Annotated in this window: 20 protein-coding genes and 1 pseudogene; 9 read left to right on the top strand and 12 right to left on the bottom strand. The window is 72.1% G+C overall.

Annotation, left to right across the window (positions count from 1 at the left end; genetic code table 11):
- Nucleotides 1-24 precede the first annotated feature (24 nt).
- Nucleotides 25-1,125: pseudogene (locus AC4BDD_RS22920) on the bottom strand (histidinol-phosphate transaminase); the annotation flags it as partial.
- A complete protein-coding gene (gene hisD, locus AC4BDD_RS22915) occupies nt 1,122-2,456 on the bottom strand; it encodes a histidinol dehydrogenase (protein ID WP_490687337.1) in 1,335 nt (444 codons plus the stop codon). The pseudogene AC4BDD_RS22920 and the gene hisD, both read right to left, overlap by 4 nt.
- A gap of 156 nt (nt 2,457-2,612) precedes the next feature.
- Between hisD and AC4BDD_RS22910 the strand changes: the two genes are divergently transcribed.
- The 3 genes from AC4BDD_RS22910 to ybaK all read left to right on the top strand — a co-directional run bounded on the left by AC4BDD_RS22910 (nt 2,613) and on the right by ybaK (nt 5,600).
- Nucleotides 2,613-4,211 (top strand): oxidoreductase, encoded by a 1,599-nt coding sequence (locus AC4BDD_RS22910; protein WP_490687336.1) that lies wholly within the window; start codon nt 2,613-2,615, stop codon nt 4,209-4,211.
- 132 nt (nt 4,212-4,343) lie between these two features.
- Complete coding sequence (locus AC4BDD_RS22905) at nt 4,344-5,084, top strand: LON peptidase substrate-binding domain-containing protein (protein WP_490687335.1); 741 nt, start codon at nt 4,344-4,346, stop codon at nt 5,082-5,084.
- Between the two features lie 18 nt (nt 5,085-5,102).
- Nucleotides 5,103-5,600 (top strand): Cys-tRNA(Pro) deacylase, encoded by a 498-nt coding sequence (gene ybaK, locus AC4BDD_RS22900; RefSeq protein ID WP_490687334.1) that lies wholly within the window; start codon nt 5,103-5,105, stop codon nt 5,598-5,600.
- 40 nt (nt 5,601-5,640) lie between these two features.
- Here the strand turns inward: ybaK and AC4BDD_RS22895 are convergent, their stop codons facing one another.
- From AC4BDD_RS22895 to AC4BDD_RS22880, 4 genes are all read right to left on the bottom strand, one after another.
- Nucleotides 5,641-6,330 (bottom strand): hypothetical protein, encoded by a 690-nt coding sequence (locus AC4BDD_RS22895; protein WP_490687333.1) that lies wholly within the window; start codon nt 6,328-6,330, stop codon nt 5,641-5,643.
- 59 nt (nt 6,331-6,389) lie between these two features.
- On the bottom strand, nt 6,390-7,214 hold the full coding sequence (locus AC4BDD_RS22890; protein WP_490687332.1) for an ABC transporter permease: 825 nt from the start codon (nt 7,212-7,214) through the stop codon (nt 6,390-6,392).
- Between the two features lie 187 nt (nt 7,215-7,401).
- Nucleotides 7,402-8,382: an ABC transporter ATP-binding protein gene (locus tag AC4BDD_RS22885; protein ID WP_490691903.1), complete on the bottom strand. Its 981-nt coding sequence runs from the start codon at nt 8,380-8,382 to the stop codon at nt 7,402-7,404.
- 187 nt (nt 8,383-8,569) lie between these two features.
- Nucleotides 8,570-9,850 carry an NYN domain-containing protein gene (locus tag AC4BDD_RS22880; protein ID WP_490687331.1) on the bottom strand — a complete coding sequence of 427 codons (1,281 nt, stop codon included), beginning with the start codon at nt 9,848-9,850 and terminating at the stop codon, nt 8,570-8,572.
- Between the two features lie 259 nt (nt 9,851-10,109).
- Here AC4BDD_RS22880 and AC4BDD_RS22875 point away from each other — a divergent pair, with 259 nt between their 5' ends.
- Complete coding sequence (locus tag AC4BDD_RS22875; protein ID WP_490687330.1) at nt 10,110-10,286, top strand: hypothetical protein; 177 nt, start codon at nt 10,110-10,112, stop codon at nt 10,284-10,286.
- A gap of 113 nt (nt 10,287-10,399) precedes the next feature.
- Here the strand turns inward: AC4BDD_RS22875 and dnaE are convergent, their stop codons facing one another.
- Nucleotides 10,400-13,942, bottom strand: a complete 3,543-nt coding sequence (gene dnaE / locus AC4BDD_RS22870) for a DNA polymerase III subunit alpha (protein ID WP_490687329.1) — start codon at nt 13,940-13,942, stop codon at nt 10,400-10,402.
- Between the two features lie 192 nt (nt 13,943-14,134).
- Here dnaE and AC4BDD_RS22865 point away from each other — a divergent pair, with 192 nt between their 5' ends.
- The 5 genes from AC4BDD_RS22865 to AC4BDD_RS22845 all read left to right on the top strand — a co-directional run bounded on the left by AC4BDD_RS22865 (nt 14,135) and on the right by AC4BDD_RS22845 (nt 20,206).
- Nucleotides 14,135-15,475, top strand: coding sequence for a DUF2252 domain-containing protein (locus tag AC4BDD_RS22865; RefSeq protein ID WP_490687328.1), 1,341 nt, complete (start codon nt 14,135-14,137; stop codon nt 15,473-15,475).
- Nucleotides 15,472-16,578 carry a thioredoxin domain-containing protein gene (locus tag AC4BDD_RS22860; RefSeq protein WP_490687327.1) on the top strand — a complete coding sequence of 369 codons (1,107 nt, stop codon included), beginning with the start codon at nt 15,472-15,474 and terminating at the stop codon, nt 16,576-16,578. The genes AC4BDD_RS22865 and AC4BDD_RS22860 overlap by 4 nt, the downstream gene beginning before the upstream one ends.
- Nucleotides 16,579-16,682: 104 nt before the next feature.
- Nucleotides 16,683-17,351 carry a hypothetical protein gene (locus tag AC4BDD_RS22855; RefSeq protein ID WP_490687326.1) on the top strand — a complete coding sequence of 223 codons (669 nt, stop codon included), beginning with the start codon at nt 16,683-16,685 and terminating at the stop codon, nt 17,349-17,351.
- Between the two features lie 68 nt (nt 17,352-17,419).
- Nucleotides 17,420-18,256, top strand: a complete 837-nt coding sequence (locus tag AC4BDD_RS22850) for a thioredoxin domain-containing protein (protein WP_490687325.1) — start codon at nt 17,420-17,422, stop codon at nt 18,254-18,256.
- Between the two features lie 312 nt (nt 18,257-18,568).
- Entirely contained in the window at nt 18,569-20,206 is a 1,638-nt protein-coding gene (locus tag AC4BDD_RS22845; protein ID WP_490687324.1) for an alkaline phosphatase D family protein, read from the top strand.
- 67 nt (nt 20,207-20,273) lie between these two features.
- Here the strand turns inward: AC4BDD_RS22845 and AC4BDD_RS22840 are convergent, their stop codons facing one another.
- The 5 genes from AC4BDD_RS22840 to AC4BDD_RS22820 form a co-directional block, all read right to left on the bottom strand.
- On the bottom strand, nt 20,274-20,873 hold the full coding sequence (locus AC4BDD_RS22840) for a dienelactone hydrolase family protein (protein WP_490687323.1): 600 nt from the start codon (nt 20,871-20,873) through the stop codon (nt 20,274-20,276).
- A 186-nt stretch (nt 20,874-21,059) separates the two neighbouring features.
- Entirely contained in the window at nt 21,060-21,587 is a 528-nt protein-coding gene (locus AC4BDD_RS22835; protein WP_490691902.1) for a GNAT family N-acetyltransferase, read from the bottom strand.
- The gene (locus AC4BDD_RS22830; RefSeq protein WP_490687322.1) at nt 21,587-22,528 is read right to left on the bottom strand and encodes an RluA family pseudouridine synthase; all 942 of its coding nucleotides are present in this window, start codon (nt 22,526-22,528) and stop codon (nt 21,587-21,589) included. The genes AC4BDD_RS22835 and AC4BDD_RS22830 overlap by 1 nt, the downstream gene beginning before the upstream one ends.
- 265 nt (nt 22,529-22,793) lie before the next feature.
- The gene (locus AC4BDD_RS22825) at nt 22,794-23,396 is read right to left on the bottom strand and encodes a signal peptidase II (protein WP_490687321.1); all 603 of its coding nucleotides are present in this window, start codon (nt 23,394-23,396) and stop codon (nt 22,794-22,796) included.
- Nucleotides 23,397-23,475: 79 nt separating this feature from the next.
- Nucleotides 23,476-24,381, bottom strand: coding sequence for a TraR/DksA family transcriptional regulator (locus AC4BDD_RS22820; RefSeq protein WP_490687320.1), 906 nt, complete (start codon nt 24,379-24,381; stop codon nt 23,476-23,478).
- Nucleotides 24,382-24,724: the final 343 nt, after the last annotated feature.

The following is a 24,724-nucleotide window of genomic DNA, read 5'->3' as shown; positions in this document are numbered from 1 at the left end:
CTGAGCCCCCGGGAGATGCAGCAGAAGGTCGCGCACCGCATCGAGGAACGCGTCGTTCTCGGCCGGGGTGCCCGCGGTGACCCGCAGCCAGCCCGGCACTCCGTTGTCCCGGACCAGGACACCCCGGTCCAGCAGGCCCTGCCACGCCCGGTGGCTGTCCGGGAAGCGCCCGAACTGCACGAAGTTGGCGTCCGAGTCGGTGACCTCGATGCCGATCGCGCGGAGCTCGGCGACCAGGCGGTCGCGCTCCTCCTTGAGCTGCTCGACGTACTTCAGCAGCGTGTCGGTGTGCTCCAGCGCGGCGAGCGCGGTGGCCTGGGTCACCGCCGACAGGTGGTAGGGCAGCCGGACCAGCTGGACGGCGTCGACCACGGCCGGGTCGGCGGCCAGGTAGCCCAGCCGAAGCCCGGCGGCGCCGAACGCCTTGGACATGGTGCGGGAGATCACCAGGTGGCGGCGGCCCTCGATGAGCGGCAGCAGCGAGGGCCGGTGGCTGAACTCGCCGTACGCCTCGTCCACGATCACCATCGACGGCTTGGCCGCTTGCGCCGCCTCGTACAGCGCGAGGACGGTGTCGGCCTCGACGGCCGTGCCGGTGGGGTTGTTCGGCGAGGTGATGAAGACGACGTCGGGGCGGCGCTCGGCGATGACCGCCCGGGCGGCGTCCACGTCGATGGTGAAGTCGTCGTTGCGCGGGCCGGAGATCCAGCCGGTGCCGGTGGAGCGCGCGATCAGCGCGTGCATCGAGTACGAGGGCTCGAAGCCGATCGCGGTGCGGCCGGGCCCGCCGAAGGTCTGCAGCAGCTGCTGGAGCACCTCGTTGGATCCGTTGGCGGCCCAGATGTTCGCCGGGCCGACGTGGTGTCCGCAGGTCCGGGAGAGGTAGTGCGCCAGCTGGGTGCGCAGCTCCACCGCGTCCCGGTCCGGGTAGCGGTTGAGGTGGCGGGCGGCCTCGGCGACGCGCTCGGCGATCCGGGCCACCAGCGGCTCGGGCAGCGGGTAGGGGTTCTCGTTGGTGTTCAGCCGGACGGGCACGTCGAGCTGCGGGGCGCCGTACGGGGACTTGCCGCGCAGTTCGTCCCTGATGGGGAGCTCGTCCCAGGGGGAGGGGGTCTTGCCGGTCACTGGTCTTGCGGCACCTTCCCATCGAACCTTGCCTTGAGGGCCGCGCCGTGCGCCGGCAGGTCCTCGGCCTCGGCGAGCGTCACCACGTGGTGGGTGACGTCGGCCAGGGCCTCGCGGGTGTAGTCCACGACGTGGATACCGCGCAGGAAGGACTGGACGGACAGCCCGGAGGAGTGGCAGGCGCAGCCGCCGGTGGGCAGGACGTGGTTGGATCCGGCGCAGTAGTCGCCGAGGGAGACCGGCGCGTACGGGCCGACGAAGATCGCGCCGGCGTTGCGCACCCGGGCGGCGACACCGGCGGCGTCCGCGGTCTGGATCTCCAGGTGCTCGGCGGCGTACGCGTCCACCACGGCCAGGCCCTGGTCGAGGTCGTCAACGAGCACGATGCCGGACTGCCGGCCGGCCAGCGCCTCGGTGATCCGCTCCCGGTGCTTGGCCGCCGCGACCTGGGTCTTCAGCTCCGCCTCGACGGCCTCGGCGAGCGCCGGCGAGGGGGTGACCAGCACGGCGGCGGCGAGCGTGTCGTGCTCGGCCTGGCTGATCAGGTCCGCGGCCACGTGCGAGGGGTCGGCGGTGTCGTCGGCGAGGATCGCGATCTCGGTCGGGCCGGCCTCGGCGTCGATGCCGATGCGGCCCTTGAGCAGCCGCTTGGCGGCCGCCACCCAGATGTTCCCCGGGCCGGTGACCAGCTGGACGGGACGGCACTCGTCGGTGCCGTAGGCGAACATCGCGATGGCCTGGGCGCCGCCGGCCGCGTACACCTCGTCCACACCGAGCAGCGCGCAGGCCGCCAGGATGGTGGGGTGCGGCAGGCCGCCGTGGTCCCGCTGCGGCGGGGAGGAGACGGCGAGCGAGCCGACGCCCGCCTCCTGCGCGGGGACGACGTTCATCACGACGGAGGACGGGTAGACGGCGTTGCCGCCGGGGACGTAGAGGCCCACGCGGTCGACCGGCACCCAGCGCTCGGTCACCGTGCCGCCGGGCACCACGGTGACGGTCTGGTCGGTGCGCCGCTGCTCGCGGTGGACGATCCGGGCGCGCCGGATGGTCTCCTCCAGGGCCGCCCGGACGGCCGGGTCCAGCTCCTCCAGAGCGCGGGCGAGGGCCTCGGCGGGGACGCGGACGCGGTCGATCTTCACGCCGTCGAAACGCTCCGCGTACTCGATCAGCGCCGCGGTGCCGCGATGATGCACGTCGTCGCAGATGGGCCGCACCTTCTCCAGGGCGGCCTCGACGTCGAGCTCAGCACGGGGCAGCAGGTCGCGGTCGATGCCGCCGTCGGGAGAACCCTCCGGACGGGCGGCGCCGCGCAGATCGAGTCGGGAGATCACGCGGCCAATTGTCTCAGACGGCCTGCGCGGCCGATGCCGCGTATCAGCCTGTGATACGCAGCCCCTAAGTTGATCCTGACCGCTGGCGTTCAACCGGTTACTCAGCGGGAATGGGGACCCGTGCGGGCGCACGGCGGACGGGAGGGGAAGAAGGCTGTGACCGAGCCACACGACGGTGATCCACCCGCGGGGCTCGACCTGACCACCCCCGAGTGGGCGATGTGGCAGGCGTTCCGCAACGGCAGCACCCTCGATCTGCGCACCCCGCAGCCCCAGCGGAACGATCCGACCGGGCCGCACGCCTGGGGCCCGGAGCGCAGCGTGCGGGCGCGGGTGGTCGCGCTGCTGCTGCTCAACGGCCCGACGCCGCAGCCGGGCCGGGTCGCGGCGCTCAAGCTGAACGGCGTGCACATCACCGGCACCCTCGATCTCGCCGGCGGCACCATCGACCCGTACGTGGAGATGCGCAACTGCCGCTTCGAGCAGGAGCTGCTGCTGCCGGAGAGCCGGTTCAGCACGCTGCGGCTGGTGGGCTGCGCGGTGCCACGCGTGGAGGCGGCCCGGCTGCACACCGAGGGCGACCTGCATCTGCCGCGCTGCGTGGTCGAGCACGGGATACGGCTGACCGACGCCCACATCGGCACCGATCTGCTGCTCAACCAGCTGGTGGTGCGGCGGGACCGGCGCGGCCGGTCGATCACCGCGGACGGTCTGACGGTCGGCCAGGATCTGCAGGCCGAGATGATCGAGTCGTACGGCGAGCTGAGCCTGCGCGGCGCGCAGATCGGCGTCAGCCTGAGCCTGCGCGGCAGCCAGCTGCGCAATCCGTACGGGCGGCGGGCGCTCAACGCCCCGCAGCTGACCGTCGAGCGGACGCTGTACCTGACCGCGGCGGGGGTCAGCAGCTCGCCGTTCTCCAGCGGGGCCACTCCCCCGTACGGCATCAGCACGCCGACCCGCGGCACCCGCATCCAGCGTTTCGAGTGCGAGGGCGGGGTGCGGCTGGACGACGGGCGGTTCGGGGACGCCATCGACTTCGACCAGGCGCGCTTCGTCATGGAGAACGACCAGGAGCTGTCCATGCGCCGGGTGCAGACGCCGGAGCTGCGGTTCCTCGGCGAGCGGCCGCAGCGCGGACGGGTGATCCTCTCCGGTGCCAAGGTGGTGAACCTGGTCGACAGGTCGGTGAGCTGGCCGGGGCCGGGCCAGCTGGCGATGGCCGGCTTCGCCTACGAGCACCTCATTCCGCGCGGCCACTTCCCGCTGTCCCGGCGGCTGGAGTGGGTCTCCGCCGCCACGCCCGAGTACCACCCCGACCCGTACGAGATGCTGGCCACCGCGCTGCGCACCAGCGGTGAGGACGCGGACGCCCGCGAGGTCTTACTGGCCAAGCAGCGGCGGCGGCGCGAGACCCTGCCGCTGGCCGGGAAGCTGTGGGGCTATCTGCAGGACTGGACGGTGGCGTACGGCTACCGCCCGGGGCGGGCCGCGGTGTGGATGGCGGTGCTGTGGGCGATCGGCACGGTCTTCTTCGCCCAGCACCGGCCGGACGCGCTCAAGCCGGGCGAGTCGCCGCACTGGAACGCCTACCTCTACACGCTGGATCTGCTGCTGCCGGTCGTCGATCTGGGGCAGGACGCCTACTGGCGGCCGGGCGGAGCGGTCCAGTGGGTCGCGGCAGTGCTGATCCTGCTGGGCTGGATCCTGGCCACCTCGGTCGCCGCCGGCGCCTCCCGGCTGCTGCGGCGGCAGTGACAGGCTGATGAAGAAAACTTCGAGGAAGGCGGGGAAGAACACCGGAGGGAGACGGGAAGCGGGCGGCGACAGGGCGGCGGATGCGGGCACCGGGGCGGGTCCTGGCGCCCTGGGCCATTACGCTTACCCGTCGTGACCTCCGCCCGCCTGCCGCTCTTTCCGCTGAACACGGTGCTGTTCCCGGGCCTCGTGCTGCCGCTGAACGTCTTCGAGGAGCGGTATCGCGCCCTGATGCGTGATCTGTCGGCACTTCCCGAGGACGCGCCGCGCCGCTTCGGGGTGATCGCCATCCGCGACGGCCGGGAGGTCGCCCCCACCGCGCCGGGGATGCCGGACGCCACCGCGCTGCCCGAGCGCGGCGCCGCGGCCGGTTTCGGCGCGCACCCCATGCAGGCCTTCCACTCGGTCGGCTGCGTCGCGGACGCGGCGACCATCCGGGAGCGGTCGGACGGCACCTTCGAGGTGCTCTCCACCGGCACCACCCGGTTCCGGCTGCTGTCGGTGGACGCCTCCGGTCCGTATCTGACCGGCGAGGTCGAGCATCTGCCGGAGGAGGAGGGCGAGGGCGCCGGGGCGCTCGCCGCCGGGGTGCTGCGTGCCTTCCGCGCGTACCAGAAGCGGCTGGCGGGGGCGCGGGAGCGCACCCTGGCGACCGAGCAGGACCTGCCCGGCGAACCGTCGGTGGTGTCCTATCTGGTGGCCGCCGCCGCGGTGCTCGACAACTCCGTCAAGCAGCGGCTGCTCCAGGCGCCCGACACCGCCTCCCGGCTGGCCGACGAGCTGAAACTGCTGCGCGCCGAGACCACGCTGATCGGTAAGCTCCCGTCGCTGCCGCTGGTCGACCCCACTCAGCGCCCGACCAGCCCCAACTGATCCGGAGGCGACCAGGCCGTGGCGAAGAAGTCCAGGAAGCAGAGCGCGGGGACGCCGGCGACGGTCGCGCTCACCGCGGCGGGTACCGACTTCACCGTGCACTCCTACGAGCACGATCCGGCGGTGCCCTCCTACGGCGAGGAGGCCGCCCGGGCGCTGGGCGTGGATCCGGCGAGGGTCTTCAAGACACTCATCGCCACCGTGGACGAGGCGCTCACGGTCGCCGTCGTGCCGGTCTCGGCCTCGCTCGATCTCAAGGCGCTGGCGGGCGCGATGGGCGGCAAGCGCGCGGCGATGGCGGATCCGGCGGTCGCCGAGCGCACCACCGGTTACGTACGCGGCGGCATCTCCCCGCTCGGCCAGCGCAAGCGGCTGCCCACCGCGCTGGACGCGTCGGCCGCCGGGCATCCGACGGTATGCGTGTCGGCGGGCCGCCGGGGCCTGGAGGTCGAGCTGTCCCCCGCAGACCTGGCGGCACTCACCGGCGCGGTGATCGCGCCGATCGCCCGCGGCTGACGAGACTCGCCCGAGGGGGCCGCTCACCGGCGGGCAGCGCTCAGCCGGAGCGGGGGGTGTCCGGGGCGGACTCCGGCCCCGGACCAGGGGCCGGGGCGGCCCAGTGGGTCTGCGGCTGGGGGTCGCGCGGGCCGAAGAGACCGGTCAGCGCCAGGTGCACCGCCATCGCCGCCACCGGCCAGGCCAGCAGCGCGCCCTTGGCGTTCAGCTCCAGCGGCTTGTCGAAGGTGACCCCGGGGCCGACCTCGCGGGCGTGCGCCCTGATGTCCGTGTCCGGCCCGAGGGAGACGCCCAGGCGCCAGGCGAGCAGCGAACCGAGGATCCCGCCGACGGCCAGGCCGAGCACCAGCGGGATGCCGCCGCGCTTGCGGAACAGGAAGACCGCGACGGCCGTCAGCAGGCCCATGCCCAGCCCGAGCAGGACGAAGAGCCCGTCGGCCGCGATCGCGTCCTCGGCCTCGGAGTTCTCCAGGTAGATCGCCTGGCCGTTCGAGATCAGCGGGACGCGCGGCGCCAGCCACACCCACAGCAGGCCGAGCCCCACGCCGAGGACCCCGACGGCGAGCGCGACCAGCACCGCTTCGATGATCTCCGCCATGGACACCGGCCCGTGCTCTCCCTCGTCCCGGCGCTCGGGAACGGGGTAGGCGGTGGATCCCGACGGCTGCGGCCCGGGGGTGGGCTCGTCCTCGGGCATGGGCTTGTCGTGCGGCGTCAACGGTGCGGTCACCCCGTCATCGTGCCAGGTGGGCGGCGTCGGTATGTCGTCAGGAGGGCCACTGCGATGCGTCACCGCACCGCCGCCCGGCGGTAGGCCCAGGTCGCGACGGCCAGCGACGCGACGCCGACCGCCGCGCAGACGCCCAGATCGGCGAGGACGGCGAGCCAGTCCGGCCGGGTCTGGAAGGTCCGGGCCAGCGCCTCCACACCGTACGTGGAGGGCAGCAGATCACGGGCGTACGACACCACCGCCGGCATCCGCTCGGCGGGCAGCACCCCGAGCAGCAGCGCGGCGGACATGCCGAGCTGGCCGCCGAGGGTGGCCAGCTCGGGGCGCGGGGCGAGCAGCCCGAGGGCGGCGCCGAGCCCGGCCAGGGCCGCGCCGGAGAGCGGGATGACGGCCGCCAGCACCCACAGCTGCCCCATCGGCAGCTGGAAGAGCAGGCTGCCGGTCACCGCGGTGACCACGGTCCCGGGGACGGTGAAGGAGGCGTACGCGGCGGCCGCGCCGAGCACCACGGCGGCGGGTGGCACCGGCAGTGTCGCGTAGTGGTCGAGGCCGCCGCCGGCGCGCAGCTGGCCGAAGTACTGGGCCAGCAGGTTGAGCGCGACGAACGCCACCACCAGCACGCTGGATCCGGCGACCACGGCCCGGGCCTCGCTGCCGCCGTCCACCACCCCGCGCATCAGGACCATGATCCCGATGGACTGGAAGGTGGCCACGAACAGCAGCGGGATGCGGGCCACCCGGGCCCGGGAGAGCTGCGCCCGGTAGACGGCGCCGAGGGCGGGCAGCAGTCGCGCCCGCGCCGCCAGCGGGGCCGGTGCGGCGGCACCGGCCGGCCTCGGCCGGCGCTCATCGCGGGTCGCGGCCTCCAGGGACACGGCAGTCACGTCGCGCGGCTCCTCTTCGGTGCGGGTCCCCATGGACGGAGTCCAAAGTGGCGGGTCAGGACGGCGGGGCGGCAGCCGGCGCCGCGCCCGGCCAGTACGGGACGCCGGGCGAGGGCGGGATGCCCGGCGAGGACAGGGCGCCCGGCCGGGGCGGAGCGGCGGGGCGGCCGTCCGGCGGGGTGACGGGTCACGCCTTCACCAGCCCCTCGCTGCCTTCCGCCCGGCCGCCCAGCGCCAGGTAGACGTCCTCCAGGCTGGGCGTGGCGAGGGTGAAGTCGTCGAGGGCGGCGAAGGCCGGTCCGCCGGTCACCGCGGCGATCGCGGCGCGGGCCTCCTCGGGGGCGAGCCGCAGCCGCCAGCGCCGTCCGTGCGCGTGCGCGCTCTCCCGCAACGCGGCGACCTCGGGCACATGCAGCGGAGGCTCGCTCCGCCACACCAGCTCGACCCGGACCTCCTCGGCGACCAGGGCCTTGAGCCCGGCCGGCGTGTCGCAGGCGATCACCTTGCCGCGCTCCAGTACGGCGACCCGGTCCAGCACGGTCTCCGCCTCGATGACGTTGTGGGTGACCAGCAGCACCGTGGTGCCCAGCTCGGCCCGGCGCCGGTCCACGGCGGCCCACACGGCGCGCCGGGCCACCGGGTCCATGCCGCTGGTTGGCTCGTCCAGCACCAGCAGCGGGCGCTCGCCGACGAGCGCCGCCGCCACGCAGGCGAGCCGCCGCTGGCCGCCGGAGAGCTTCTTCAGCGGGCGCCCGGCGAGCTCGGTCAGGCCCAGCTCGGCCAGCACCGCGTCGCGCTCGGCGCGGGCGGTGTGGATGTCCAGGCCGCGCAGCCGGCCGGTGGTCTCGGCCGCGAGCGAGACCGTCAGTTCGTCGAGGGCGGTGGACTCCTGGCCGAGGTAGCCGATCAGCCGGGCGGCCCGCTCGGGGTGGCGGACCAGATCGTGGCCGAGGATCTCCACGCTGCCGGTGTCGGGCCGCAGCAGCCCGGTGAGCTGGCGTACCAGGGTGGTCTTCCCGGCGCCGTTGGGACCCAGGAGCCCGAAGACCTCACCACGGCCGATGGTGAGGTCGACGCCGTCGGTGGCGCGGACCGCGGGAGCGGCGGGCACCCCGCGGCGCGGGCGCGCGGCTGGGTAGGTCTTGACCAGGCCGCGTACGGTGCACACCGCATCGCCGCCTGCCGCCTCATTTGTGCCCGTCCTCACGAGCTACGAGGGTACGCGCCCGTGTGCCGTGGGTCGGCCTCGGGGCACGGGTTGCGCTCACCGGGTGACAACCTCCCCCGGCCTTCCCCGTCGGTGCGCCGGGCCCGCTCGCGGGGCGAGGGCCGCGCGAGGCCCCGCTGAAGGGACGTCAGTCGCCCGCTGGGGCGTGCTCGGCGGCCGTGCGGCTGTCGATCTCGCGCCAGAAGCCCGCCCGGATGGCGTACCGGTCGTGCTCGTCGATCTGGTCGTCCTTGTGCGCGAGCAGCCCGAAGCGGGCGGCGTACCGCAGCAGCTCGCCGTCGATGCGGTGCGGGATGCGCGGATACTCGGCCGACAGCTGCTGGAGGTGGCCGAGGTCGGAGAGCCGCTCGCTCCAGCGCCGGGCGAACACCTGGCCGACCTCGTAGGGGTCGCCGCTGACCGTGGTGATGTCCTCCTCGCGGTCCGCCCAGCGCTGCTCGGCGGTGGTGAGCTGGGCGAGCATGGGCAGCGCGGCCGTCTCGGGCGGCTCGGCCGACGGCGCGCCACGGTCGACCCAGCCCTTGTCCGAGGACCACCGCAGGGTCGCGCTGGGCACGGGCTGCGGGACCAGGCCGCCCGGCTGCCCGCCGGTCCGGCCGAGGCCGGCGAGGTCCTTGGGGGTGGGCACCCCGCGGGTGCCGGGCGCCGGGGGCGCCCCGCAGGGGGTCGGGTCGGCGGGCGGCGCGGCGGTCACGGGTGCCGCGGCGGCCCGGGCGGGGCGGGGAGTGCCGTTGGCCCCGGGGGCCGGATCGGCCGCGGTGGGCGCCGCGGCGGCCGCGGCCGTCTCGGGCAGCGGGGCGGCGAGGATGGCGGCGATCTCGGGCCGGGGGCCGGGGGCCGGGGCGCCGGCCGCGGTGCTCTCCTTGGCCCGGACGGCGCGGGTGATCCAGGTGCGGTCGAGCACCCGCCGCTCGTCGGCCTCGGCGACGAGGTCCTCCGACTGGTTGAAGTCACCGTCAGCGGCCTGGACGGCCCACAGGTGGATGGCGACGCCGTGCTCCTTGGCGTCCATCAGGCCGGGCAGCAGGTCACCGTCGCCGGTGACGAGCACGATGTCGGAGCAGGCGCGGTTGCGGGCGAGTCCGGTGAGCTCGGCGTGCATGGCCGCGTCCACCCCCTTCTGGGCCCAGCGGCCGTCGCTGCGGGTCAGAGCGCCCAGCCGGACGGTGACCCGGGGCATCACCCGCAGCCGCCGGTGCTCGGGCTGGGGCAGCCGGTCGGGGGCGCCGTCGAACCAGTAGATCCGCAGCAGCGGGCGCTCGGTGTCGGCCTCGGCCCGCTCGCGCAGCCCCTGGATGAGGGTCGCGTGGTCGACGGTGATGCGGGACCGGGCGGGTTCTCCGGCCAGCAGACTCGCGGCGGCGCCCAGCAGATAGCCGGCGTCCACCAGGACGACGCAGCGGTCCACGTTCCACCTCTTCCCTCGGTTACGGAATTGCGGTCTCACCCCCCGGCGCAGCCGTGCTCCCCGTTCTCCGCGGCTTCACCTCGAGTCTGCCCGGCCGAGGGAGGGCTTATCAGTGCGAACTGGATCAACGGCGTGGCGGATACGGCTTACCCCTCACAAGGCCATCTCACTCACGGTAATTGCCCGAAATGCGCACTACGTTCAACCGTGTCAGGGTGACCCCGGGGGAACCCGACCCCAAACGGGAGGCATAGCAGACATGGCGAAGAACAAGAATCGCGACCGCAGCAAGGGCCGGAACCGTGGCGCCGCCGAGCAGGGTGACGAGCAGGCCAGGCCCTCCTCGATGGATGCCCCGGACGAGGAGATGCAGTCGCCGATGAGCCCGTCTGGCATGACCAACAAGGGTCGGCAAAGACGCTTCGGTCACAACTGACCGAAAGCCACCCGGAAACTTGAAGGGGGCGCGCCTACTCCGAGCGCGCCCCCTTCAACCTGCCTCTCAACCTGTCCTTGGCCTGGCTCGACCTGCCCTCGGCTCGGTGGGCCTCAGCCCGCCAGGCAGGACGGGCCGAGCAGCACCTTGAGGTCCCCGAAGAGCGCCGGGTCCGGGGTGACCCGGTGCCGGTCCAGCCGCAGCACGGTGGTCTTCCGAGCCCCCTGGAGCCGGATCCGCACCTCGGTCGATCCCCGGTGGTGGGTGAGCACCTCGCCGAGCTTCTCGACCAGCGGCGGGGTGACCTTGACGGTCGGGATGGTGATGGTCACCGGCGCGTTGGCCGACGCCTCGGACAGATCCGGGACCATCAGCTCCATGGCGACCAGCCGGGGCACGTCCTCCCGCTTGTCCAGGCGTCCCTTGACGAAGACCACCGCGTCCTCCACCAGCTGGGTGGAGATCAGCTGGTAGGTGGCCGGGAAGAACATGCAGTCGATGGAGCCCGCCAGGTCCTCGACGGTGGCGATGGCCCAGGCGTTGCCCTGCTTGGTCATCTTGCGCTGGAGGCCGGAGATGATGCCGCCGATGGTGACGATCGCGCCGTCGGCGTGCTCGCCGCCGGTCAGCTGCGCGATGGCCGCGTCGGCCTTGTCGTTGAGGACGTGCTCGATGCCGAAGAGCGGGTGGTCGGAGACGTAGAGGCCGAGCATCTCGCGCTCCTGGGCGAGCAGGTACGCCTTGTCCCACTCGACGTCGGAGAACTCCACGTCGAGCCCGAAGCCAGGACCGTCGTCGCCGGTGTCGTCACCCATGCCGCCGAAGAGGTCGAACTGGCCCTCGGCCTCCTTGCGCTTGACCGCGACCACGTTGTCGATCATGGGCTCGTAGTGCGCCGTCAGGCCCTTGCGGGTGTGGCCCATCTCGTCGAAGGCGCCCGCCTTGATCAGCGATTCGGTGGTGCGCTTGTTGCAGACCACCGCCTCGACCTTGTCGAGGTAGTCGGGGAAGGAGTTGTACTTCCCCTTCGACTTCCGGCCACGGATGATCGCGTCGACCACGTTCTGGCCGACGTTCCGGACCGCGGTGAGGCCGAAGAGGATCACGTCGTCACCCTGGGCGGTGAAGTTCGCCTCGGACTCATTGACGTTCGGCGGGAGCACCTTGATGCCCATACGGCGGCACTCGTTGAGGTAGACGGCCGACTTGTCCTTGTCGTCGCGGACCGAGGTGAGCAGCGCCGCCATGTACTCGGCCGGGTAGTTCGCCTTGAGGTAGGCGGTCCAGTAGGTGACCAGCCCGTACGCCGAGGAGTGCGCCTTGTTGAACGCGTATCCGGCGAACGGGACCAGGACGTCCCACACCGCCTTGATGGCCTCGTCCGAGTAGCCGCGCTCCCGGCAGCCCGCCTGGAAGGGCACGAACTCCTTGTCCAGGACCTCCTGCTTCTTCTTGCCCATGGCACGGCGGAGCAGGTCGGCCTGTCCGAGCGAGTACCCGGCGAGCACCTGGGCGGCCTTCTGCACCTGCTCCTGGTAGACGATCAGGCCGTAGGTGATGTCGAGGACCTCCTTGAGAGGCTCCTCCAGCTCCGGGTGGATCGGCGTGATCTCCTGCTGGCCGTTCTTCCGGAGGGCGTAGTTGATGTGCGAGTTCATGCCCATCGGGCCCGGCCGGTACAGGGCCGAGACGGCGGAGATGTCCTCGAAGTTGTCCGGCTTCATCATGCGCAGCAGGGAGCGCATCGGACCGCCGTCGAACTGGAAGACGCCCAGGGTGTCGCCCCGGCACAGCAGCTCGTAGGTCTTGGGGTCGTCCAGCGGCAGCTCGAGCAGCTTGAGGTCGACGCCCTTGTTGGCCTTCACCATCTTGACGGCGTCGTCCATGATCGTGAGGTTGCGAAGGCCCAGGAAGTCCATCTTCAGCAGGCCGAGCGACTCACAGGTGGGGTAGTCCCACTGGGTGACGACCTGGCCGTCGTTCTTCGGGGAGAAGACCGGGACGTGGTCGGTCAGCTTCTCGCTGGACATGATCACGCCGGCCGCGTGCACACCCATCTGGCGGACCAGGCCCTCGATGCCGCGCGCGGTCTCGATCACCTTCCGCACGTCCGGCTCGTTCTCGTACATGCCGCGGACCTCGGCGGCCTCGCTGTACCGCGGGTGCTTCTCGTCCGTGATGCCGGAGAGCGGGATGCCCTTGCCGAGGACGTCGGCGGGCATGGCCTTGGTGATCCGGTCGCCCATGGCGTACGGGTAGCCGAGGACGCGGGCGGAGTCCTTGATCGCGTTCTTGGCCTTGATGGTGCCGTAGGTGCCGATCTGGGCGACCTTGTCGGCGCCGTATTTCTCGGTCACGTACCGGATGACCTCACCGCGCCGACGCTCGTCGAAGTCGATGTCGACATCGGGCATGGACACGCGCTCGGGGTTGAGGAACCGCTCGAAGATCAGGCCGTGGTCGACCGGGTCGAGGTCGGTGATGCCCATGGCGTACGAGACGATCGAGCCGGCCGCGGAGCCTCGGCCGGGGCCGACCGCGATGCCGTTGTTCTTGGCCCACATGATGAAGTCGGCGACGACGAGGAAGTACCCCGGGAACCCCATCTGGATGATGACGTCCATCTCGTACTCGGCGAGCTTCTGCCGGTCCTCCGGGATGCCGCCCGGGTACCGGCGGGCCATGCCCCGCTTGACCTCCTCCTGGAACCAGGTGACCTCGGTGTACCCCTCGGGGACGTCGAAGCGGGGCATCAGGTCGCGCTTGTCGAACCAGCCCGTGGTGTCCACCTGCTCGGCGACCAGCAGCGTGTTGGCGCAGCCCTCCTGCCAGGCGTCGGAGGAGTCGATGGCGTACATCTCCTCCGTGGACTTCAGGTAGTAGCCGGTGCCGTCGAAGCGGAAGCGGTCGGGATCGGAGAGGTTCTTGCCGGTCTGGACGCACAGCAGAGCGTCGTGGGCCTCCGACTCGCTGGCGTAGGTGTAGTGCGAGTCATTGGTGACCAGCGGGGGGATGCCGAGCTTCTTGCCGATCTCCAGCAGGCCGTCGCGGACCCGCTTCTCGATCTCGATCCCGTGGTCCATCAACTCCAGGAAGTACCGGCCCTTGCCGAAGATCTCCTGGTAGTCGGCGGCGGCCTTGAGCGCCTCCTCCGGCTGGCCGAGCCGGAGCCTGGTCTGCACCTCGCCGGAGGGGCAGCCGGTGGAGGCGATCAGCCCTTCGGACCACTGGGAGATCGTCTCCTTGTCCATCCGGGGCCACTTCTGGAGGAAGCCCTCCATGTAGGCGTCGGAGGAGAGCCGGAAGAGGTTGTGCAGGCCGGTCTTGTTCGCCGCCCAGATCGTCTTGTGGGTGTAACCACCCGAACCCGAGACGTCGTCGCGCTTCTGGTGCGGCTGGCCCCACTGCACCTTGCGCTTGTACCGGCGGGACTCCGGCGCGACGTACGCCTCGATGCCGATGATCGGGGTGACCCCGGCCGAGGTGGCCTGCTGGAAGAAGTCGTAGGCGCCGTGCAGGTTGCCGTGGTCGGTCATGGCGATATGGGTCATGCCCATGTCGTTGCACGCCTGGAACATGTCCTTCAGCCGCGCCGCACCGTCCAGCAGGGAGTACTGGGTGTGTACGTGCAGGTGCGTGAACGGCTGCTTGGCCACGGTGGAAAACCCCCGGGAAACTCTCGATGACGGCTGTGATCCCCGTCTCCCCGATGTGGTCTGCTCCGGGGGTGGGGACAGCTTCGAAGACTACCCCTCCGCACCGACAGAGCCGGGCACTCCGGAGTAGCCTCACGCGTTGTCCGCGATGGAACACCAGTCCGCGCACCAGTACCCAGGAGGCACCCCTCGATGTCCGACCTGCACGTCCCCCGGAAGGACGTCGATCAACGCGGAGAGGAGATCCTCTCCGTCTTCGGCACCGCGTTCGGGGAGCTGCTCGCCGCCGACCCGGCCGCGTTCCGGGTGAAGTTCCGGAAGATGGCCGCCTCGGCCTTCGCCTTCTACCGGGGCACGGCGTGCCTGTTCTATGCCGACCTGGAGCGGACCGAGGACAAGAACGACGGGCCCTACCTGGACGACCGCACCAGCCGGGTGTGGATCCACGGCGATCTGCACGCCGAGAACTTCGGCACCTACATGGACGCCACCGGCCGCCTGATCTTCAACGTCAACGACTTCGACGAGGCGTACGTCGGCCCGTTCACCTGGGACCTCAAGCGTTTCGCCGCATCGATCGCGCTGATCGGCTACACCAAGGCGCTCAGCGACGAGAAGATCAGCGAGCTGGTGCGCACCTACGCCGCCGCCTACCGGGCGCGTATCCACGCGCTGGCCGCGGGCGCCGAGGACGACGAGGTGCCGCCCTTCTCCCTGGACACCGCCGATGGCCCGCTGCTGGGCTCGCTGCGCGCCGCCCGTGCGATGACCCGCTTCGGGCTGCTGGACTCGATGACCGAGATCCGCGAGTACGAGCGGGTCTTCTCCGCCGGGGGCGGCTCCATCGAGCTGGACGCGGCCACCCGGTACAAGGTGCTGGCCGCCTTCGACGGATACCTGGAGACGCTGCCCGAGTCCAGCCTGGCCCGGCCCGACTCCTACCGCGTCAAGGACGTCGTCGGCCGCCGCGGCATCGGGATCGGCAGCGCCGGTCTGCCCTCGTACAACATCCTGCTGGAGGGCAACAGCGACGCCCTGGAGAACGACGTCGTGATCTACATGAAGCAGGCGCAGGTCCCGGCGGTCTCCCGTCACATCACCGACGAGCGGGTGCGGGGGTACTTCCACCACGAGGGCCACCGCACGGTGATCTCGCAGCGCGCCCTCCAGGCGCACGCCGACCCGTGGCTGGGCTGGACGGAGCTGGACGGGGCCGGGCAGCTGGTCGCCGAGGTCTCGCCATACGCGGTCGACCTCGACTGGTCCGATCTGGACGACCCGGCCGAGATCTCGGCGGTCGTGGCCGACCTGGGCCGGGCGACCGCGACCATGCACTCCGCGGCCGACGACCAGAGCGGCCACTCGCTGGTGCCGTTCTCCACCGAGCGGGCGATCGACGCCGTGATCGCCGCCGACGAGGACGGGTTCGGCGAGCTGCTGGTGGCCTTCGCGCACTCCTACGGGGCACGGGCGCGGGCCGACCACCAGATCTTCGTGGACCTGTTCCGCAACGGCCGGATCCCGGGCCTGTGACCGGCCGGCACCCCGGCGAGCAGCCGGGACACGAGCAGGGCGCGGCCCCCCAGCAGGGCCAACCGCCCGCACCTCCCACACCGCCCGCGCCGCCCGCGCCGCCGCAGGGCGACGGCCAGGCCGCGGCGCAGCCGGGAGTCCCCGGGCCGCACGGGGCCCCGCCACCGGCGGCGCCGTACGGCGCGCAGCAGCCCGCGGCCGGGTATCCGGCCGCCCCTCCGGTCCCGGTCCCGACGCGCTCGGACCGCGCCCGGCGGCAGGCCCTCATGGGCTGGATAGCCGCGGCCGTGGCGTTCGTGGTGCTGGGGGCCGGCGCGGTCTTCCTCTTCACCGACGACGACAGCGACTCCAAGGGCAAGGCCGCCGGCGTCGCCAAGGTCGACGGCGCGGACGGCGATGAGCCCGGCGCCGCGCCCGCCCGCCCCGGGACGCCCGGCACCGACACCGGCGGCGGCTCCGGCGAGAACAGCGGTGAGGACACCGGCACCACCACCGGCGGCAGCTCGGGCCGGCTGGTCAAGCCGGGCCACACCACCGGCCCGGACGGCACCACCATCGTGGTCGGCGAGAAGGACAGCAAGCACACCCTCGATGTCTACGAGGACATGCGCTGCCCGTTCTGTGCCATGTTCGAGCAGAAGGTCGGCTCGACCGTGGCCAAGGACATCGAGGCCGGCAAGTACAAGGCGCAGTTCCACATGGCCGCCTTCCTGGACGGCAAGCTCACCGGATCCGGCTCGAAGAACGCGCTCAGCGCGCTGGGCGCGGCGCTCGACGTGAGCCCGGACGCCTTCCTCGCGTACAAGAAGGCGCTCTACTCCGAGGAGCACCACCCGGAGGAGTCCGTCGACTCCTTCGCCGACGACGACTACCTGCTGAAGGTGGCCCGGGAGGTCCCCGCGCTGAAGTCCGACGCCGGCTTCGCCAAGGCGGTGCGGGAGGGCACGTACGACGCCTGGGCGGAGAAGGTGGCGGCCGCCTTCATGGAGGCGGGCGTCGGCAGCGTGCCGTCGGTCCGGCTGGACGGTCAGCCGCTGGCCGAGGGCGGCGGCACCCCGATGAGCCCCGCGGAGTACAACGCCGCGGTGGCCAAGCGCCTCTAGGAGCCTTGGGGAAGGGTGTCGGGGCGGCGGGCAGGGCGGCGGCGTCGCGGAGAGACCAAATCTTGACGCGACGCCTACGTCCGGTCGTGGCACACTCTGCGCCGATGGACATTACTGCGACTCATCTGCGGGCAGCACGCGCAGCGCTCTTCACAGCGCTGTGCGTGACGCTGTCCGCCGCGTCGCATGTGCTGCTGTCGGGGATGCCGCTGCCGGTGACCACGGTCGCCGGGCTCTGCGTCGGCGTCTTCACGATCGCCTACGCGCTGGCCGGCCGGGAGCGGAGCTACTGGCGGATCGCCGCCCTGCTGGTGCCGCTTGAGCTCGCCGCCGACACGGCCTTCACCACCGGCCAGCACGCCTGCTACGGCCCGACCGGCGGCCCAGTGACCGGGCCGCTGCGGGCGTTCGGCGTCGATTTCCTCTGCTCGGGTGGGAGCGTGGGCGGCTCGTTCGTCCAGGTCTCCGGCGCCCACCCGCCCGGCCTGCCCGGCGTCTCCCCCTGGCTGCTGCTCGCCGCGCACGTCGCGGTCGGCATGATCGCCGCGGCCTGGCTGCGGCGCGGCGAGGCGGCGCTGGTCCGACTGCTGGGCGCGGTCGCCGCGTTCGCCTTCCGCCCGCTGCTGATGGCGGTGGCCGCGGTCGTCGCCCCCGCCCGGCAGACCCGTCCCCTCGCGCCTTCCCGGCACCGCGCGCGCAGACCGCGCGCGCTTCCGCTCCTGGTGCACTCGGTGGTCCGGCGTGGTCCGCCGTGTCCGATCGCGGCCGTCTGAGTATCCGGCCGCCCGAACACGGCGTTGTACCTCTCACCGACCCCTTTTGCGACGGAGAAGAAGAAATCATGAGCAACCGGAACAGCCAGGCCAACAAGCAGGCAGCCCGAGAGCGGCTGCGCGCCGAGCGCGAGCGCCAGGCCAAGAAGGACAAGGTCCGCCGTCAACTGACGGTCGCCGGCTCGATCGTGGTCGTCCTGGCAGTGGCCGGCGGCATCGGCTACGCGATCAGCAACTCCACCGACGGCAGCAAGAACGTCAAGGTGAGCAACAAGGAGTGGCGCGCGGCGGCCGCGAAGACGACCTACGTCAAGCCCGCCAACACCACCGGTGACAAGGGCACCGAGATCGTCATCGGCAAGAAGCAGGCCAAGGAGACCATCGAGCTCTACGAGGACCCGCGTTGCCCGGCCTGCGCGATCTTCGAGGCGAACGCCGGCCAGCAGGTCGCCAAGGACCTGGACAGCGGCCGCTACAAGGTGCGGTTCGTGATGGTCAACTTCATCGACGGCATGGCCGGCGGAAGCGGCTCGAAGAACGCGGTCAGCGCGCTCGGCGCGGCGTTGAACGTCAGCCCGGAGGCGTTCCTCGAGTACAAGGCCGCCCTGTACGACGAGAAGAACCACCCCCAGGAGCGCGATGACGCCTACTCGGACGACGAGCGGCTGATCGAGGTCGCCCAGCAGGTCAAGGCGCTCAAGGGCAACAAGGGCTTCGAGAAGGACGTCCGGAAGGGCACCTTCGACAAGTGGGCGCTGGAGATGGGCACGCTCTTCGAGAAGAACAAGGTCAACGGCACCCCCGCCCTGTTCCACAAGGGCGACAGGCTGACCTACGACGGCAAGAACGTCCCGATGACCCCTGAGCAGCTTGAGGTCGCGCTCAAGCCGGTGCTGAAGAAGTAGTTCGCCGCTCGGCCTTGACGAGCGCTGAACGCCGGAGCCCCGCCGCGTCCGAAGGGACACGGCGGGGCCCTGTGCGTCAGAGGCGATGGTCAGTCGCTCGGAAGCAGTCCCTCGGCGGGTGGAACGGCGACTCGAAGCACTTCGCCCTCACGGCCAGTTGCGCAAAATTCAACAAACCGGGCCTGTCCGTCATGCTGGCCATAGGGCAACCGTCGCTGCATACGCACGCCAAGCAACCAACAAGCGAACTTTTGGAGTTCACCTGCCCGTAAGCCTTCTCACTCCACCTACTTGCCAGTAGGGTCGGCCGCCGTGACCTCCCACGACTCCATATCGCGCCGCAGCGCCGTCACGGCCGTCGCCGCTGCCGCAGCCGTTCTTCCCCTTGCCACCGGAGCCCCCGCCGCACGCGCCGACAGCTCCGGGCCCGCCTTCCTGCACGGTGTCGCCTCCGGCGACCCGCTTCCGGACGGGATCCTGCTGTGGACCCGGGTGACCCCGGAGCCCGGAGCTGAGCCCGGGTCCGGGCAGGGCCCGCAGGTCGAGGTCGCCTGGGAGGTGGCCGAGGACCAGGCGTTCGGCAAGGTCGTGGCGCGCGGCACCGTGAAGACCTCCGCCGCCGCCGACCACACCGTCAAGGCCGATGTGCGCGGGCTGCGGCCGGCCACCGGCTACTACTACCGGTTCGCGGTCGGCGAGGTGCGCTCCCCCGCCGGACGCACCCGGACCGCGCCGGCCCACGGCCAGGCCGTCGGCGGCGTCCGCTTCGGCGTCGTCTCCTGCGCCAACTGGGAGTCGGGCTACTTCGCGCCCTACCGCCATCTGGCCGCCCGTCGCGACCTGGACGCGGTGCTGCACCTCGGCGACTACATCTACGAGTACGGGACGGGCCAGTACCCGGAGCCGAAGTACGTCGTCCGGCAGCACTCCCCCGCCCACGAGATCACCACGCTCGCCGACTACCGCACCCGGCACGGCCGTTACAAGACCGACCCCGACCTCCAGGCGATGCACCACGCGCATCCCGTCGTGGCGATCTGGGACGACCACGAGTTCGCCAACGACGCCTGGGCGGGCGGGGCGGAGAACCACACGCCCGGCGCCGAGGGCGACTGGGCGCAGCGGGTCGCCGCCGCCAAGCAGGCGTACTTCGAGTGGATGCCGGTGCGGACCTCCACCGAGGGCACCACCTACCGGCGGCTGCGCTTCGGCAGCCTCGCCGACCTGCACCTGCTGGACCTGCGCTCGTTCCGCTCCGAGCAGTCCCGTATCGGCAGCGGCGAGGTGGACGACAAGGACCGCACGATCACCGGGCGCGCCCAGCTGGACTGGCTGAAGGCGGGGCTGGCCGGCTCGGACACCACCTGGAAGCTGGTGGGCACCTCGGTGATGATCTCGCCGGTGGCCTTCGGCTCCGTACCCGCCCATCTGCTGGGGCCGCTGGCCGAGTTGCTGGGGCTGCCCCAGGAGGGGCTGGCGATCAACGTCGACCAGTGGGACGGCTACACCGACGACCGGCGCGAGCTGCTCGCCCACCTGACCGAGCGCTCCATCGACAACACCGTCTTCCTCACCGGCGACATCCACATGGCGTGGGCGAACGACGTGCCGGTGCGGGCCGCCACCTATCCGCTGTCCCGGTCGGCCGCCACCGAGTTCGTGGTCACCTCGGTGACCTCGGACAACATCGACGACATGCTGCATGTGCTGCCGAACACGCTCTCCACGGTGGCCGAGGGCGCGATCCGGGCTGCCAACCGCCATGTGAAGTGGCTGGACATGGACAACCACGGCTACGGGGTGCTGGACGTGACCGCCGAGCGGACGCAGATGGACTACTTCACCGTGTCCGACAAGACCGACCCCCAGGCCACCTCCGCCTGGGCCCGCTCCTACCGCACCCGGAGCGGCACCCAGCGCGTGGAGCGCGCGGACCAGCCGGTGCGCTAGCCACCTTCAAGGGGCCGCCGCCGGTCGCGGCGGCCCCGCGGCCTTGACTCGGCGGCCCCGCGTCGCGTCACAGCTCCGACAGGAAGCCGAGCGCCACCTTCCAGGTGGCGTCCGCCGCCTCCTCGTCGTAGTCCGGCAGCTCCGGGTCGGTGTACAGATGGCCCGCGCCCGCGTACCGGAAGACCTCGACCTCGGCGCCGGCCCGCCGCATCCGCAGGTACCAGGCGTTCAACCAGTCGTGCGGCTCGAACGGGTCCGGGTCCGCGACATGGAGCTGGACCGGCAGGTCGTCGACCGACGCGTCCTCCGCCAGGTCCGAGGTGCCGTGCAGGAGCAGCAGCCCGCGCGCCTTCTCGTCCGCGAGGGCGAGGTTCTGCGCAAGCGCCGCGCCGAGCGAGAATCCGGCGTAGACCACGCCGCGGTCGGAGAGCGGCGCGGCGGCCGCGACGGCGCGCCGCAGCAGTTCGTCGGTGCCGATCGCGTCCTTGATCGCCATGCCCTCCTCGACGGTCTCCGCCGTCCGCACCGGCCGGTCTTCGTAGAGGTCGGGGACGTGCACCTCGTGTCCGGCGGCCCGCAGCCGGTCCGCCGCGGCGTGCACCGCCGGCCGCAGCCCGAAGGCCGAGTGCAGAAGGAGAATCGTCGAGGGGTCCGAGGAGGCCGCCACAGCTGTCACTTCCCTGTCGCTGGATGTCGATCAGGTCCATCGTGCCAGTTGGTTCCGGTAGCCGGCGCGACCGCCCGGTGCGGCGCCCCACCCGGCGCACCGGGTGCCCGACCGGTTGACCGGTGCGGCCGGCAGAGGCCAAGCGTGAGGCGTGCGGCGTCAGGCGCGGCCGGCAAGCGTGGAGCGTCAGGTGCGGCCGGAACCGTCGGGCGCGGTCGTCAGCGCCTTCCGCATGGCGCGGTGCGGGATCCCGCTGCCCTCGTCGAACTCCGGGCCGTACGCCGCGTAACCGAGCCGCTGGTAGAACCCCAGCGCATGGGTCTGCGACTCCAGGTAGACCTCGGCCAGCCCGGTCCGGCGGGCTTCGGCCTCCACCGCGCGGACCAGGGCCGCGCCCAGGCCGGTGCCGCGGGCCGCGCGGCCCACAGCCAGCCGACCGAGCACGGCGGTGACGCGGCCGTCGATCCCGGCGTGGCCGTACTTGGTGTCCGCGGCCGGGCCGTGCAGGAAGCGCGCGGTGCCGAGCGCGGTGCCGTCCGGGCCGGTGGCGAGCAGGTGGACGGCGTGCAGGTCGTACGCGTCCAGCTCCTCCTCCACCGCGATGCCCTGCTCCTCGATGAACACCTCACGGCGGACGGCGTGGCAGCCCGTCAGGTCGCCGTCCCCCGGCACCACCGTGATCTCGATGCCCCCCGGCGCCTCGGGCGCCGGTATCACGCGCTCTCCGCGCGGACGATGTCCAGCGCGTTCTGGAGGTCGTCGGGGTACGCGCTGTGGAACTCCACCCAGGAGCCGTCGGCGGGGTGCTCGAAGCCGAGGCGCACCGCGTGCAGCCACTGCCGGGTGATCTTCAGTCGCTTGGCGAGCGTCGGGTCGGCTCCGTAGGTCAGGTCGCCGACGCACGGGTGGCGGTGGGCGGCCATGTGCACCCGGATCTGGTGGGTACGGCCGGTCTCCAGCTTGATGTCGAGGAGGCTGGCGGCCCGGAACGCCTCGACCAGGTCGTAGTGCGTGACGCTGGGCTTGCCCTCGGCGATGACCGCCCACTTGTAGTCGTGGGTGGGGTGGCGGCCGATGGGGGCGTCGATGGTGCCGCTGAGCGGGTCCGGGTGGCCCTGGACCAGCGCGTGGTAGCGCTTGTCGACGGTGCGCTCCCGGAACTGCTGCTTGAGCAGGGTGTAGGCGCGCTCGGACTTGGCGACGACCATCAGCCCGGAGGTGCCGACGTCCAGCCGGTGCACGATGCCCTGGCGCTCGGCGGCGCCGGAGGTGGAGATCCGGTAGCCCGCGGCGGCGAGCCCGCCGATCACTGTCGGCCCGGTCCAGCCGGGGCTGGGGTGGGCGGCGACGCCGACCGGCTTGACGATCACCACGACGTCCTCGTCGTCGTGCACGATCTCCATGCCCTCGACGGGCTCGGCGACGACCCGCACCGGCGGCGCGGCCTGCGGCATCTCGACCTCGAGCCAGGCCCCGCCGGACACGCGGTCGGACTTGCCGGCGACGCTGCCGTCGACCTGGACCTTCCCGGCGGCGGCCAGCTCTGCCGCCTTGGTCCGCGAAAAGCCGAACATACGGGCTATGGCGGCGTCGACGCGCTCGCCTTCGAGGCCCTCGGGCACGGGCAGGGTTCGGATCTCGGGAATCGTGCTCACCCGACGAGTATGCCGGACCGCGCGCCGGGCTCGGTACGGCCGGCTTCCGGCCGGGGCCGCGCCCGGCGCCGGTGAACGGCCGGTCGTCGTGCCCGGTCAGCCGTGTGCGCGGCCGTCGTCGCGGCCGTCAGTCGTGTGCGCGGCCGTCGTCGCGCCCGGTCGGTCGTGCGGCGGTCAGCCGTGAGGGCGGTCAGTCGTGAGCCCGGTCACGCGATCAGCCGTGGTGCACGGTCAGCCGTGGTGCACGGTCAGTCGTGGTGCACGGTCAGTCGTGGTGGACGGTCCCGTCCGGGTCGAGGCCGCGGAAGGAAAGGATCACGATCAGGAAGCCGCCGCAGACGATGGCGGAGTCCGCGAGGTTGAACACCGCGAAGTGCGCCGGCGCGACGAAGTCCACCACCGCGCCCTGCAGCCCGCCGGGGGCCCGGAAGAGGCGGTCGGTGAGGTTGCCGAAGGCGCCGCCGAGCAGCATGCCCAGCGCGATGGCCCACGGCAGGCTGTACAGCTTGCGGGCGATCCGCGCGATCACCACGATCACCGCCGCGGCGATCACCGTGAAGACGATGGTCATCGCCTCGCCGACGCCGAAGGCCGCGCCCCGGTTGCGGATCACCTCGAGCTGCAGCCAGCTGCCGAACACCTCGACCGGCGCGTGGTGCTCCAGGTGAGCGACGACGAGCAGCTTGCTGACCAGGTCGAGCAGGTAGGCGAAGGCGGCCACCCCGAGCAGCGTGCCGATCCGGCGCCTGCCACGGCCGTCCGTGGTCTCCGGCTGCCCGGCGCCCGTGGGCTCGGCGCCCGCCGTCGCTCCGGCCTCGTCGCCGCTGTCCGCGTCTGGCGTACCGATGGCCTGCTCCGCCTCTGTCACGTGAGTCCCTCAACGTATCCGTCCGGCGCCAAGCGCCCGCCTGGCTGAGGACGAGGTTACGGCACACTCGTACGAGTGGTCAGCGGCGCTCCTGGCGTTGCTTGCACTCCACGCACAGGGTCGCGCGCGGAAACGCCTGCGTCCGGGCCTTGCCGATGGGCTTGCCGCAGCTCTCGCACAGTCCGTACGTCCCGGCGTCCAGACGATCCAGGGCCCGCTCGGTCTGTTGCAGCCGTTCGCGGGCGATGGTCGCCAGCGCCAGCTCGTGTTCCCGGGTGATGTTCTTGGAGCCGGTGTCCGCCTCGTCGTCGCCCGCGCCGTCCCCGGAGTCGCGCATCAGCCGGGTGATCGCCGCCTCGGAGGCGAGGATCTCGCCGCGCAGCCGCTCCGCGTCGTCGTGCAGTTCGCTGCGGGCCGCGGCCACCTCCTCGGAGGTCCAGGGGTCCTCCCCGGGGCGGACCGCCAGCTCGCCGGGGTCGGCTCCGCCGCGCGCCTTGGGAACCGCGTTCGGAACCGCGTCCGCCGCCGGGGCGGGGGCCCCGCCGGCCGGCAGCGCGCCACCCGGTGTCTTCTTCAGCGCCAATGTCCTGGCTCCCGTCTTCTCCGCGGGCACCGCCTTCTTCGCCGGTGCGGGCTTGGTGGCTGTGGACTTCTGGGGGACCGTCTTCCTCGGGGCCGTCTTCTTCGAGTTACTCGAGACCGTCTTCCTCGGGCTCGTCTTCTTCGCCGACGCGGTCTTCTTCGCATTCGCCGATGCGGTCTTCTTCGCGGCCGTCGTCTCCGCCGCGGCCTTCCGGGTGGTCTTCCGCGCGGTCGTCTTCGCGGTCGTCTTCGCGGCCGTCTCGGCGTTCGTCTCGGCGTTCGTCTTCGCGGTGCCGTCGTCCGCGGCGGCCTTGGCCGTGGCCGTCTTCGCCGGTACGGCCTTCTTGCCCGGTGCGCTCTTCGTCTCGGCCTTCCCGGCCGGCACGGTCTTCTTGGCCACCATGGCCGCGGCCCCTTCACATATTGTGATCTTGCGCGCGAATCGTCCCGGAACGATAAATCGACTCCGAGCACGCGGCAACGGGGCACGCCGCCCGATTCGCCCGGCTTGCTCGTACGAGAAAGCGGTCTCATCCGTTGTGCCCCACGTCCCGCCCGATAATCCGCCGGACGCCACGCCGGGCCCCTCGCCCGGGTGCCGGCGGGGCGGGGCACGCCCACTCCTCCGGTCGGCCGAGCGGAGGAGTCCGGTCGGTCCGCCCGCCCGGGCCGGCGGGAAAACCAGGCGGCCACACCCGGCCCGGGCCCTTACACTGTGGGGGCGCCCCCAGCTCGAGCGAAGACGA

Source organism: Streptomyces sp. JLBT605 (assembly GCF_058215555.1).
Note: the sequence above shows the minus strand (reverse complement) of the source record. Positions and strands in the feature narration are given on the sequence as shown.

Coding starts and splice junctions, on each gene's coding strand:
- AC4BDD_RS22875 (WP_490687330.1), top strand. CDS start 10,110: ATGGCGAAGAACAAGAATCGCGACCGCAGCAAGGGCCGGAACCGTGGC.
- AC4BDD_RS22855 (WP_490687326.1), top strand. CDS start 16,683: ATGGACATTACTGCGACTCATCTGCGGGCAGCACGCGCAGCGCTCTTC.
- AC4BDD_RS22820 (WP_490687320.1), bottom strand. CDS start 24,381: ATGGTGGCCAAGAAGACCGTGCCGGCCGGGAAGGCCGAGACGAAGAGC.
- AC4BDD_RS22850 (WP_490687325.1), top strand. CDS start 17,420: ATGAGCAACCGGAACAGCCAGGCCAACAAGCAGGCAGCCCGAGAGCGG.
- AC4BDD_RS22865 (WP_490687328.1), top strand. CDS start 14,135: ATGTCCGACCTGCACGTCCCCCGGAAGGACGTCGATCAACGCGGAGAG.